7 protein-coding genes are annotated in these 11965 nt (G+C 66.3%); 3 read left to right on the plus strand and 4 right to left on the minus strand.

The genetic code is table 11. The features are described from left to right. Window position 1: 1 nt before the first annotated feature. The 3 genes from J2X56_RS19040 to J2X56_RS19050 all read left to right on the plus strand — a co-directional run bounded on the left by J2X56_RS19040 (window position 2) and on the right by J2X56_RS19050 (window position 4507). A complete protein-coding gene (locus J2X56_RS19040) occupies window positions 2-2074 on the plus strand; it encodes an ATP-binding protein (RefSeq protein ID WP_310161737.1) in 2073 nt (690 codons plus the stop codon). Further along, complete coding sequence (locus tag J2X56_RS19045) at window positions 2071-2811, plus strand: response regulator (protein ID WP_310161739.1); 741 nt, start codon at window positions 2071-2073, stop codon at window positions 2809-2811. Before J2X56_RS19040 ends, J2X56_RS19045 begins: the two co-directional genes overlap by 4 nt. Window positions 2812-3022: 211 nt before the next feature. Then, on the plus strand, window positions 3023-4507 hold the full coding sequence (locus tag J2X56_RS19050) for a SulP family inorganic anion transporter (protein WP_209533741.1): 1485 nt from the start codon (window positions 3023-3025) through the stop codon (window positions 4505-4507). A gap of 107 nt (window positions 4508-4614) precedes the next feature. Here J2X56_RS19050 and J2X56_RS19055 read toward each other — a convergent pair whose 3' ends face one another. The 4 genes from J2X56_RS19055 to J2X56_RS19070 form a co-directional block, all read right to left on the minus strand. Next, a complete protein-coding gene (locus J2X56_RS19055; RefSeq protein WP_204726196.1) occupies window positions 4615-6129 on the minus strand; it encodes an efflux transporter outer membrane subunit in 1515 nt (504 codons plus the stop codon). 33 nt (window positions 6130-6162) lie between these two features. Next, window positions 6163-9378, minus strand: coding sequence for an efflux RND transporter permease subunit (locus J2X56_RS19060; protein WP_088755841.1), 3216 nt, complete (start codon window positions 9376-9378; stop codon window positions 6163-6165). Between the two features lie 99 nt (window positions 9379-9477). After that, window positions 9478-10686 carry an efflux RND transporter periplasmic adaptor subunit gene (locus tag J2X56_RS19065; protein ID WP_310161747.1) on the minus strand — a complete coding sequence of 403 codons (1209 nt, stop codon included), beginning with the start codon at window positions 10684-10686 and terminating at the stop codon, window positions 9478-9480. 10 nt (window positions 10687-10696) lie between these two features. Next, entirely contained in the window at window positions 10697-11560 is an 864-nt protein-coding gene (locus tag J2X56_RS19070; protein ID WP_227022654.1) for an alpha/beta hydrolase, read from the minus strand. Between the last annotated feature and the right edge of the window lie 405 nt (window positions 11561-11965).

Here is an 11965-nt window from a genome sequence, read left to right on the forward strand (position 1 = left end):
CATGGCCGATCTCCCAAGCTCCCGCCCCGCCTTCGCCGACAGTCTGCGCACGCTGTTGGCAGCGCTGGCGTGCGGCGTGGGCTATGCCTTGCTGGCCAGTCCCGCTGCCCATCTGCAGGACAGCACTACGCTGGCTCCCATCGCTGCGCCGGCACCGGCGCTGATGATCGCGCTGCTGTGGCGCAAGCCGGCGCGCGACTGGTTCCCTTATCTGCTGGCGGTGTTCGTGGCGATGATGGTGGTCGGCGATCGCGACAGCCTGCCGTGGCAGGTCGATGCCGGCTTTGCACTGCTCAACGTGGTGCAGATTGTGGCCTGTGTGCTGTTGGGGCGGCGCTTCGTCAGCCGCGACGGACAATTCGACGGGCTGGTCAGGCTGGGCCGTTTCCTGCTGCTGTTGCCGCTGGTGGCGGTGGCCGTTGTGGCCGCGCTGGGTGCCACGCTGGCTGCCGATGTGATGCCGGGCGGCTGGTGGGCCGAATGGCGCACGCTGTTGGTGGGGCATGGGCTGGCGATCCTGGTGTTGACGCCGGCCGTGCTGACGTGGTCAGACGGTGCCTGGCGCACGCTGTTGCATGACCGCATCACCCTGCTGGGCGCGCTGGCGGTGAGCGGCGCGCTGCTGGCTTGCGCGGGCTTGGGCTGGTCGGGCGAGGTGCAGCGCGTGCTGCTCTCGCTGGCGCTGGCCGGCGCCGCGCTGTATGGCGGCCTGCGCAGCGCCACCCTGGCGACCAGTCTGGCGGCCGTGATGGCAGTGCTGTTCACGCTTTACGATATCGGCCCCTATGCGCAGGAGGGGCTGGACAGCACCTGGAACCTGCAGGTCGACCTGGCCGGCCTGGCGATGCTGACCTTCTTCATTGCCGTGGCCATGCGTGAACGGCAGGTCCTGGCCGCCCGCATGGAACAGATGCGCCGTTTCGAAGCGCTGGGGATGATGGCCGGCGGCATCGCCCATGATTTCAACAATGTCCTGGGCGCGGCCGGCGGCTATGCGGAACTGGCCCAGGAGCAGCTCGATGCCGACGCGCCCGCCCAGCGCCCATTGAGCGAAGTGCTGGCGGCCGTGCGTCGTGGCCGCGATCTGACCGAGCAGATCCTGCTGGCCGGTCGCCGTGGCGATCGTCAGCGCAGCCTGCTTGATGTACGCGATCCGGTGGCCGAGGCCGTCATGCTGGCCCGTCCGCTGTGTCCAGCGGGCGTGGTGATCGCCTACCAGCCGCCGCCACAACCGCTGGCCGTGCAGGGCCATGCGGGACAACTGGCGCGCCTGGCGCTGAACCTGATCCGCAATGCCAGCCAGGCGGCGCGCAGCCAGGTGGTAGTCAGTCTGCATGCCGGAGCCACGCCGCCGCAAGCGCCGCTGGCCGGTGAGCTGCCGCAGCCGCAGGCGGTCTGGCTGGAAGTGACGGACGATGGTGCCGGCATCGCCCCGGAACATCTGGCACGTCTGTTCGAGCCCTTCTTCAGCACCCGCAGCGGGGGCGGTGGCAAGGGTAGCGGCACCGGTCTGGGGCTGGCCATCGTGGCCGGCATCGCCATTGAACATGAAGGCGGCGTGGCGGTCAGCAGCTCGCCGTCGGGGACGCGCTTTCGCCTGCTGTTGCCGCTGCCGGCACAGGAGCTGCCGCTGGCAGTACCTGAGCGCGTCGTACCCTCTGCTGCGCCGGGCGCGGCCGGCGCGAGTGCCTGTGGACAAGGCGAATGCATCTTCGTCATCGATGACGATGCAGCCCAGCGCGCCCTGTGCGCGCAGTGGCTCGCCAGTCTGGGCTACAGCCCCATGGTGTTCGGCGACCCGCAGCAGGCGCTGGCGGAATTGACGCTGGAGCCGCTGGCCGTGGATCTGGTCATCACCGATCTGGACATGCCGCAGATGCAGGGCGATGCGCTCATCGCCGCCATGCGCACGCTGCGTGCCGACCTGCCCGTGCTGCTGTGTTCCGGCCAGCCGCGTGCGGCCACCCTGGCGGCGGCGCTGGCAGCGCGATCGCTGGCCAAGCCGTATGATCTTCCTGCCCTGCGGCGTGCGGTCCTGCACGCCCTGGGCGCATCCGAACGAGGTTCTCCATGAGCATCACGCCCCCGCCGCGCATCCTGGTCGTCGATGATGACCAGGCCATGCGTCAATTGCTGGTCGACTACCTGAGCGGCCACGGACTGATCGTGGACAGCGCCACCACCGGTGCCCAGGCGCAGGCCGCCGTGCAGGCCACGCAGTACGACATGGTGCTGCTCGACCTCGGTCTGCCCGATGTCGATGGTGCCGAACTGGCGCGCGGCTGGCGGGCTGCGGGTGGCTTGTCCATCATCTGCGTGACCGGCCGCAATGAGGAGGCCGACATGGTCATGGGCCTGGAACTGGGCGCGGATGACTACATCACCAAGCCCTTCTCGCCGCGCGAAGTGCTGGCACGCATGCGCGCGGTGCTGCGGCGCGCCGCGGCGCAGGCTGCGCCGGCCGCTCCGGTGACGCGCGGCCGGCATCCGCGGGCCTATCGCTTCGCCGGCTGGGAGCTCAACCTCAATACGCGCCGGCTGACCGCGCCGGACCAGCGCCAGGTCAGTCTGACCAATGCCGAATTCAGCCTGCTGGTGGCGTTCCTGGGCGCACCGGGCCGCATCATCTCGCGCGAACACTTGCTGGAAAGCACGCGCGCCTTCGACGAAGTCTATGATCGCGCCATTGATGTGCAGATCCTGCGCCTGCGCCGCAAGCTCGAAGCCGACCCCAAGCATCCGACCCTGCTGCGTACCGAGCGTGGGGCTGGCTATCTTCTTGATACCGAGATCGAGGTGATCTGGAGCTAGGGCCTGGCGTGGCAGCCGCGCCACGGCCACCGGCAGTCGATGCTGCGGTGCGGTAAAATGCTGTCTTCAAGTCTTGCGGACGTGCTTTCGCCCAGTTTCCGGCGATGGCAGTGCGTGCGCAGGGCATCTCTGCCGTACCGCCCTTGCCGCCTCACGCGCGCTGACGCGTTCATGATGGTGCCGGCCCCTGCGGCCTGTTTCTTCCCTGCCCATGACGACTCTCTCCTCATCCACTTCGCGCCTGCGCGACCTGCGCCAGAACGTTCTGGCCGGCCTCACCACCTCCTTCGCGCTGGTGCCCGAATGCATCGCCTTTGCGCTGGTGGCGCAGTTGAACCCGCTGATGGGGCTATATGGCGCTTTCTTCATCTGTACCATCACGGCCCTGTTCGGTGGCCGCCCGGGCATGATTTCCGGGGCGGCCGGCTCGATGGCCGTGGTCATCGTGGCCCTGGTCGTTCAGCATGGTGCACAATATTTCCTGGCGACGGTGGTGCTGTCGGGCGTGATCATGCTGCTCTTCGGCGCGCTGCGGCTGGGCAAGCTGGTGCGCATGGTGCCGCATCCGGTGATGCTGGGCTTCGTCAATGGCCTGGCCATCGTGATCGCGATGTCGCAGCTGGAACATTTCCGCGTCGAGACCCCCGCCGGTCCGCAATGGTTGCAGGGCGGGGCGCTGGCCATCATGATCGGCCTGACGCTGGCCACCATGCTGATCGTGTGGCTGCTGCCGCGCGTGACCAAGGCGATTCCACCGGCGCTGGCGGCCATTCTCGGCGTGGGCCTGGTGACTTATTTCAGCGGCCTCCACACCCGCACCCTGGCCGACATGGCGCAGATCGCCGGCGGCCTGCCGCCGCTGCACTGGCCCAGTGTGCCGATGAACCTGGAGACGCTGCGCATCATCGGTCCCTATGCGGTGCTGATGGCCATCGTCGGCCTGCTGGAAACCCTGCTGACCTTCAACCTCACTGACGAAATCACCGCCAGCCGTGGCCAGCCCAACCGCGAATGCCTGGCACTGGGCGCGGCCAACATCGTCTCGGGCCTGTTCGGCGGCATGGGCGGTTGCGCCATGATCGGCCAGACCATGATCAACCTCGGCTCGGGCGGGCGCTCGCGTCTTTCGGGTGTGGTGGCGGGCGGGATGATCCTGCTGTTCATCCTCTTCCTGTCGCCGGCCATCGAGCGCATCCCGCTGGCCGCGCTGGCCGGTGTCATGTTCGTGGTGGCACAGGAGACCTTTGCCTGGGGTTCGCTGCGCGTGCTGGGCAAGGTGCCGCGCAGTGATGCGCTGGTCATCATTGCGGTGACCATCATCACCGTGCTGACCGACCTGGCCGTGGCCGTCCTGTGCGGCATCGTCATCACCGCGCTCAACTTCGCCTGGCAGCATGCCCGTGAAATCCGTGCCGACCGCCGCGATGAGGCCGACGGCAGCCGCACTTACCTGCCGCAGGGCACGCTGTTCTTCGCCTCCACCACACACTTCCTCGACCTCTTCGATACGGCCAACGATCCGCAGCAGGTCACCCTGGATTGCCGTCATCTGCGCCTGGCGGACCACTCCGCCATTGCGGCCGTGCAGACCCTGGCCGAGCGTTACGTGCGTGCTGGCAAGGAGCTGCGCGTGGTGGCCTTGTCGCAGCGTTGCAGCCAGTTGCTGGAACGCGCGGGCTTGCCGCAGGTGGCGTAAAAAAAGCCCGCCGTCGCTTGCGCAAGGCGGGCCAGAAGTACCACGGGAAATCATGTTTCATCGTCGGCCCGCATCGCAGGATGCGGGCCGATGTCACGTCTGCGTGCTTACTTCGATGAGGATAGTTGCATTTCCGGACTACCCCATCCGCCGCCCAGGGCGCGGATCAGGTTGACTGTTGCACGGGCCCGTTCGCCATCGAGCGTGACCGAAGCGCGCCGGGTTTGCAGCACGGTACGGTCGGCATCGATGACGCTGAAGTAGCTGACGGCACCTTCGCGGTACTGCGTGTGCGAGAGCTTGGCTGCGCGCGAGGAAGCGGCTACGGCTTCGTCTTGCGCGCGGTTCTGGTCGTCCAGGATGCGCAGGTTGGCCAGGTTGTCTTCCACTTCGCGGAAAGCGTTCAGAACCGTGCCGCGATAGGTCGCCACCTGCTCTTCATAGCTGGCGCGCGCACGATCCACACCGGCCTGGCGGCGTCCGCCATCGAACAGCGGCATCGACAGCGCCGTGCCCACCAGCGGGCCCAGGAGGAAGGTGCGGCTGGACCAGTTGAACAGATCGCCCAGTTGCGCCGACTCATAGCCCAGGCCACCGGTCAGGTTCAGCGCCGGGAAGAAGGCCGATTTGGCCACGCCCACGCGGGCATTGGCGGCAGCCATGGCGCGTTCGGCAGCGGCGATGTCGGGACGGCGCTCCAGCAGCGTCGAGGGCAGTCCGGCCGGCACCGACACGCTCAGGCGCGTCAGCGGTTGCGGCGGCAGCGAGAACTCGGCCGGGGTGCGGCCCAGCAGGATGGCCAGCGCGTGTTCGGCGGTGGCGCGCTGGCGGGCGATGCCCAGCGCTTCCGATTGGGCCGAGGCCAGTTCGGAACGGGCGCGGGCCACGTCCACTTCACTGATGTCGCCTTCGTCGAAGCGGCGCTGCACCAGGCGCAGCGATTCCTGGCGCAACTCGACGGTGCCGCGATACAGCTCGGCGGCAGCGTCCAGTTCACGCACCTGGAAGTACTGCTGCGCCACGTCGGCCTGCAGGGCCAGCAGTACCGAGTGGAACAGCGCTTCGCTGCGCTGGGCATCGGCGGTGGCGGCATCGACGGTCGAGGCGACTCGCCCAAACAGGTCAACTTCGTAAGAAACGTTCACCTGAGCACGATAGAGAGTGAATGGTTGTGTGTTGGCATCGGCCGGCAAGCCTTGCGAGGCGGGCGACGGGCGCTGGCGGGTCGCACCGACCCCTGCATCCACCTGCGGGAAGTAGCCCGAGCGCGCATCGCGGGTCAGGGCGCGCGCCTGGCCCAGGCGGGCGGCGGCCGCCTTGAGGTCCTGGTTGGCTTGCTGGGCGGTGTCTTCGAGGGCGTTCAACTTGTCGTCGCCGAAGATTTTCCACCACTCGCCACGGGCAATGTCTTCGGCCGGTTGCGCGGTCTTCCACTGGCTGCCGTTCTCGCCGGTCTGCGGCGCAGGGGCCGCTTCCTTGAAGGCGGCCGGGGTGTCCACCGCCGGACGTTCATAGGTCGGGGCCACCGAGCAGCCGGCCAGCACCAGCAGTGCCGCCAGCAGGGCCGAGCTGATGCGCACGGGGCGCAGCAGGCGGCTCATCGAGAGAGATTGGGTCATCATTTTTCTTGCTCCATTCATGGGCCGATCCGCAGATCAGCGATCATCCTGTGCGCCCGGTGCAGCGTGGGCGATGTGGGTGCCGGCGGTCATCGGGGCTTCGTGATGCGAGGCCGAGTGCAGGGCGCGGCGGTCGATGGTACGCAGCAGGACGTAGAACACGGGGGTGAGGAACAGGCCGAAGAGGGTTACGCCCAGCATGCCGAAGAACACCGCAATGCCCATCGCATGGCGCATTTCCGAACCGGCGCCGGAGGAGGTCACCAGCGGCACCACCCCCATGATGAAGGCGATCGAGGTCATCAGGATCGGGCGCAGACGCAGGCGGCTGGCTTCGATGGCGGCTTGCACGGCAGTGCGGCCCTGCATCTCCAGTTCGCGGGCGAATTCCACGATCAGGATGGCGTTCTTCGCCGACAGACCCACCAGCACCATCAGGCCGATCTGGGTGAAGATGTTGTTGTCGCCGCGGGTGAGCCACACACCGGTCAGTGCCGCCAGGATGCTCATCGGCACGATCAGGATCACGGCCAGCGGCAGGGTCAGGCTTTCATAGAGCGCCGCCAGCACCAGGAACACCAGCAGCACGCTGATCGGGAACACCCAGACGCCTGCGTTGCCGGCCAGGATCTTCTGGTAGGTCAGGTCGGTCCATTCGAACTTGATGCCGCGCGGCAGGGTGGCAGCCGCCACGCGTTCAGCCGCAGCCTGGGCCTGGTCCGAGGAATAACCCGGAGCCGGGCCGCCATTGATGTCGGCGGCGGTATAGCCGTTGTAGCGCACCACCATTTCCGGACCGAAGGTCTGCTTGACCTTCACCACGGAAGACAGCGGCACCATCTCGCCGGCATCGTTGCGGGTCTTCAGCTGCGCGATGTCCTCGGCCTTGGCGCGGAAGGGCGCGTCAGCCTGGGCCCGCACCTGATAGACGCGGCCGAAGCGGTTGAAGTCGTTCACATACAGCGAACCCAGGTAGATCTGCATGGTGTTGAACACGTCGGTGACCGGAATGCCCAACTGCTTGGCCTTGACGCGATCCAGTTCCACATCCAGCTGCGGCACGTTGATCTGGTAGCTGGAGAACATCGGACCCAGCGCCGGTTCCTTGGCGGCGGCCTTCATGAAGGCTTGCGCAGCCTTGTCCAGTTCGGCGTAACCCAGCGCATCGCGGTCTTCGATCTGCATCTTGAAGCCACCCAGCGTACCCAGGCCCATCACCGGCGGCGGCGGGAAGACGGCGGTGAAGGCTTCCTTGATGCCGCCGAATTTCTTGTTCAGCGAGGCGGCGATGGCATTGCCTGACAGTTCCTTGCTCTTGCGTTCCTCGAAGGGCTTCAGGCCCACGAAGACGATACCGGCCGAAGAGCTGTTGGTGAAACCGTTGATGGACAGGCCAGGGAAGGCAATCGCACTGGCCACGCCCGGTTCCTTCAGCATGATGTCGCTCATCTTGCGCATCACTTCTTCACTGCGGTCGATCGAAGCGCCATTGGGCAGCTGGGCGAAGGCCACCAGGTATTGCTTGTCCTGGCCCGGCACGAAGCCGCCGGGAACGATGTAGGACACACCCAGCGTCGCCGCCAGCAGCACCACATACACGCCCATGGTGGCACCCTTGCGCTTGATCACGCCGGTCACGCCATGACCGTAGTTGTCGGAGGCGCGGTTGAAGAAGCGGTTGAAGCGGATGAAGAAGCCACCGAGGAAGCGGTCCATCTGCCGCGTCAGCCAGTCCGGCTTGTCGCCGTGGCCCTTGAGCAGCAGGGCGGCCAGAGCCGGGGACAGCGTGAGCGAGTTGAAGGCCGAGATGACGGTGGAGATCGCAATGGTCATCGCGAACTGCTTGTAGAACTGGCCGGTCAGGCCGGTCATGAAGGCCAGCGGCACGAACACCGCTACCAGCGTCAGGGCAATGGCGATGATGGGGCCGGAGACCTCCTGCATGGCGCGATAGGTGGCGTCACGCGGCGAAAGGCCGGCACCGATGTTGCGCTCCACGTTTTCCACCACCACGATGGCATCATCGACCACGATACCGATGGCCAGCACCATCCCGAACAGCGACAGCGCATTGATGGTGTAGCCAAAGCCCAGCATCAGCGAGAAGGTACCGATGATGGAGACCGGCACGGCCAACAGCGGAATGATGGAAGCGCGCCAGGTCTGCAGGAAGATGATCACCACGATCACGACCAATGCAATGGCTTCCAGCAGGGTATGCACCACCGCTTCGATGGAGGCCCGCACGAACTGGGTCGGGTCATAGACGATGCTGTAGCTGACCGAGCTGGGGAAGTCGGCCGACAATTCCTTCATCGCCGCCCGCACCTGGGTCGAGACATCCAGCGCATTGGCACCAGGGGCCTGGAAGATGGGGATGGCCACGGCCGGCTTGTTGTCCAGCAGCGAGCGCAGGCCATATTCGGAGGCGGCCAGTTCGACACGTGCGACGTCACCCAGGCGGGTGGTCGCGCCATCGGGCGAGGCCTTCAGGATGATGTCGCGGAATTCGCCCTCGGTCTTCAGACGACCCTGCGCGTTCACCGACAATTGCAGCGGCGTTTCGGGCGAGCTGGGCGAGGCACCGATCACACCGGCCGCTACCTGCACGTTCTGCTCGCGGATGGCGCGCACCACGTCGGTGGCCGTCAGGCCGCGCTGGGCCACCTTGTTGGGATCGAGCCAGACGCGCATGGCGTAGTTGCCCGAGCCGAACAGGCCCACTTCACCCACGCCCTGGATACGCGCCAGGCGGTCCTTGACGTTCAGGACTGCATAGTTGCGCAGGTAGGTGGTGTCGTAGCGGTTGTCGGGCGAGGTCAGGTGCACCACCATGGTCAGCGTGGGCGAGGATTTGAGCGTGGTCACGCCCAGTCGCTGCACGTCTTCCGGCAGGCGCGGCAGGGCTTGCGAGACGCGGTTCTGCACCAGCTGCTGGGCCTTGTCGGGATCGACGCCCAGGCGGAAGTTGACGGTGATGGTGAGGTTGCCGTCGCTGTTGGCCTGCGACTGCATGTAGAGCATGTTTTCCACGCCGTTGATCTGCTCTTCCAGCGGCGAAGCCACCGTTTCAGCGATCACTTTCGGGTTGGCGCCGGGATACTGCGCGCGCACCACTACCGAGGGCGGCACCACTTCCGGATATTCGGAGATGGGTAGCTGCAGCATGGCCAGCACGCCGCCCAGCAGCAGCAGTACCGACAGCACGCCCGCGAAGATCGGGCGGTCGATGAAGAATTTTGAGATATTCATGTAGGTTCCTTGTCAGTCGTCAGGATGCAAATGCCCTGGCAGCGGGCCTTGCAGCCCCTGCGACTTGTTCTTCCTTGAATGCGAGAGCGCTGCTTCGGATCAGGCCTTGCCGGCGGCAGGTGCCGGTGCTGCCGTGGCGGTCTGCGCCTGCATCGGCACGACGGTCGGGGTGATGGCGTCACCCGGACGGATGCGCTGCAGGCCATTGACCACGATGCGTTCGCCCGGCTGCAGGCCCTTTTCGATCACCACCAGACCGTCATGGCCGGCGCCCACCACCACCTGGCGGTAATTCGCCTTGTTGTCCTTGTCGGCTACCATGACGAAGCGCTTGTCCTGGTCGGTACCGAGGGCCTTTTCGTCGATCAGCACGGCCTGGTGCGGCGCGCCGCCACCCAGGCGCACGCGGGCATACAGGCCCGGGACCAGCTGGCCATCGGCGTTGTCGAAGATGGCGCGCACGCGGATGGTGCCGGAGGCGGTATCGAGGCGGTTGTCGACCGATCCGACGCGGCCCTTGCGGGAGTAGCCGTCTTCATTGGCCAGGCCCAGTTCCACCGGCACGGTGGCACCCGCGGCGCGCGCCGGGTTCACGTACTTCAGGAAGCTTTGTTCATCCACATCGAAGGAGGCATAGACCTTGGCCACTGATACCAGCGTGGTCAGCGGCGCATTGGCGGCACCCGGGTTCACCACGTTGCCCACGGTCACTTCGGCGCGCGAGATGCGGCCCGAGACCGGTGCGGTGATGCGGGTGTATTCCAGGTTCAGGCGGGCCGCGCGCAGGGCGGCACGGGCGGCGGCGACATTGGCCGAGGCTTCGCGCGAGGCGTTCTGCTTCTCTTCGAAATCGCGCTTGGCGATGGCGTTGTCGCCCAGCAGGCGCTGGCCACGGGCCAGGTCGGAGGCGGTATAGCCGGCACGGGCTTCGGCACCGGCCAGTTGCGCTTCGGCGCGGGCGACTTCGGCTTCATACGGACGCGGATCGATGGTGAAGAGCACGTCGCCCTTCTTGACCAGTGCGCCATCCTTGAAGTGCACGGCAGTCAGGGTGCCGCCCACCAGCGGACGGACCTCGACGCGATCGACCGCTTCGATGCGGCCCGAATAGGATTGCCAGTCGATGATCTGGCGCTGGACCACTTCGGCGACATCGACCGGCGCGCCGGCGGCGGCAGCGGTCGGGGCCGTGGAGGCATTGGCCGAGAGGCCGACCATGGAGATGGTGCCACCGACCGAGAGGGCGATGACGGCCAGGACTGTGGCAGTGAGAGCGAAACGTTTGCGCAGTGGGGCGGGAGTGTTCATTTTCTTGTCCTCAGAGTGAAGTGGAGGGGTGAAGCGGATGCGGCAAAAATTCAGGGAGCGCAGCATCGCGTCGCAGGGTGGCGAAGCGGCAGCGCAGGAAATTGACGATCTCGGTCAGCAGCGGCAGGTGCGTACGCAGGGCCCCGTGCGTGATGCCGACGAAGCGCGAGACCTGCGTGGGCACGCCGGCGCGGATCAGGCTGGAGGCGTATTTCTCGGCCTCCGGGCAGAGCACGTCACGTTCGGCGGTGGCAATGAAGGCCGGCGGCAGGCCCGCCAGGCGGCTCACTTCCAGCGGCGCGGCATAGGGATGCAGGCGCTGCATGGTCTGCGGCAGGTACTGGCGATAGCTGGCCGCGCAAGTCTCGGCGGTGACATCGGATTGCAGGCGGGTGGCATCGCCCAGCAGGCGCATGCTGGGGTCCAGCATCGGGCTGATCAGTACCTGGGCCGCCAGCGGCTTGCCGCAGCGGTCGCGGGTCATCATCGTCAGGCTGGCGGCCAGGCTGCCGCCGGCATCGTCGCCAGCGACCACCATGCGGTCCAGGTCAACCTGCAGTTCGGTGGCGTTCTTGCAGGCCCAGGTGGCAGCGGCGAAGGCATCTTCGGGCGCGGCCGGGAAGGGCTTGGCCGGCGCCAGCGCGTAGCCGACCGACAGCACCACCGCCTGGTTGTGCTCGGCCAGGAAGCTGGCCGGGGTGTCGGCGTCATCCAGCGAACCACTGGTGAAACCGCCGCCGTGGAAATACAGCACCAGCGGGCGTTTCTCACCCTTGGGCAGGGCGGCAGCGGGCTGGTACAGGCGCACGGGGATGCGTCCCAGCGGGCCGGGAACGAAGAAATTGCGGATGTCCAGCGGAGAGGAACCTTGCATGATGAGCGCCTGGGCCGAAGCCACTTGTCCAAGAATGGAGCGGATTGTGCGCCACAGCAGGGTCTCGAATAAACACCTATAATCCAACAACACTGTTCGGTAAGTCTGAACAATCAGTGAAATTAATTCATTCACTTTTCTGATCCTTTCAGTGAAGAAAAAGCCCTAGCTTCCCGCCTCGGTGAAGTGGGTGGCTCCTGCGACATCGATGCTGTTGTCCTCCGATGTGCAAAGTTGGCTGGATTTTGTCGTTATTTGGTTTAAATTGGGATGGGGCTGGTCACTGCGATCCAGGTCCATCCCGTCATGGCAAGATGGCGCGCCGGGGGCGGTGCCTGGTCTTGCAGGGATCTGTCTTGCCCCCGATTGCCGCGCCGGCGTTTTCCCTGGCGGCGGCCTCAAAGG

Source organism: Herbaspirillum sp. 1173 (assembly GCF_031455335.1).
Taxonomy (GTDB): Bacteria; Pseudomonadota; Gammaproteobacteria; order Burkholderiales; family Burkholderiaceae_D; genus Herbaspirillum; species Herbaspirillum huttiense.